The sequence below is a fragment of the Acinetobacter sp. AR2-3 genome, from assembly GCF_001878775.1.
Lineage (GTDB): Bacteria > Pseudomonadota > Gammaproteobacteria > Pseudomonadales > Moraxellaceae > Acinetobacter > Acinetobacter lwoffii_D.
Window position 1 is genome coordinate 1 of sequence record NZ_MJIQ01000091.1, and the last position, 1,057, is coordinate 1,057.

Annotated in this window: 1 protein-coding gene and 1 pseudogene; both read left to right on the forward strand. The window is 35.9% G+C overall.

What is annotated here, in order from left to right:
• Positions 1-158 (forward strand): annotated as a pseudogene (locus tag BFN00_RS14965) (HAD family hydrolase); the annotation flags it as partial.
• 80 nt (positions 159-238) lie between these two features.
• The gene (locus BFN00_RS14970; RefSeq protein WP_071852280.1) at positions 239-1,003 is read left to right on the forward strand and encodes an IS5 family transposase; all 765 of its coding nucleotides are present in this window, start codon (positions 239-241) and stop codon (positions 1,001-1,003) included.
• Positions 1,004-1,057 lie beyond the last annotated feature (54 nt).

Below are 1,057 nucleotides of genomic sequence, written 5' to 3' on the forward strand. Positions count from 1 at the left end.
AAGGTCGCGATGTAACCGAGTCTTGGGCCTATTCAGATTCGATTAATGACCGTTTCTTGCTGGAATATGCGGATCATGCCATTGCAGTCAATCCGGATGATCGCTTGGAAACTCTAGCCCAAGAACAGGGTTGGGAAATACAGGACTGGTCGATCTAACTAGGATCTGTTGACATTTACTGTTCAAAAAAATAGCGAGAAAGTAAAATTTAATCGCCAAACTAAATTTACTTCTCGCTATGCCTCGTACAATGCTGAATGATCAACGCTGGTCTAAGTTACTTTCTATTTTCCGAAATTTTGATATCTATTTCAAATCTAATTTGAGAAATTTTGTCGAAGCAATACTTTATAGAATAAGAACAGGCTGCCCATGGCGTGATTTGCCTAAAGAATTTGGTTCGTATAACTCAATCTTTAAAAAATATAATCGTTGGTGTAAAAATGATAAGTTAATGAAAATATTTAAATTAATTTCTTCAAGTGCTGATATGGAATGGGTTTTTATTGATGGTAGTCATGTTCGGGCACACCAACATTCTGCTGGAATAAAAGATCAGGATATTTCTAAAAGCATTGGTGGAAATAGTTCTAAAATACACTTAGCTGTTGATGCGGATGGCAATCCAATCGAAATTATTATCTCCGATGGAACGATACATGATGTCAAGATTGCTCCCAAAATGATTGAAAAACTTGATTTGAGTGAAACGGAAGTATGTTGTGCAGACAAAGGATATGACTCTGAATCATTAAGAGAACAAATATCTGCGAAAAAAACTAAAGCGAATATTCCAAGAAAATCAAATACTCAGTCAAATAATGATCATATGGATTGGTATTTATATAAAATCAGACACTTAGTTGAGAATGCATTTTGTAGGTTAAAGCAGTTCAGAGGAATAGCAACACGATATGATAAGCTAAAGTGTAGCTATGAGGGGGCAGTTGCATTAGCTTGTATATTTATTTGGCTACCTTTATCGGGTAAATTCTATACTTGAAATGTCAACAGACCCTAATCCTGTCTCTTATACACATCTCCGAGCCCACGAGAC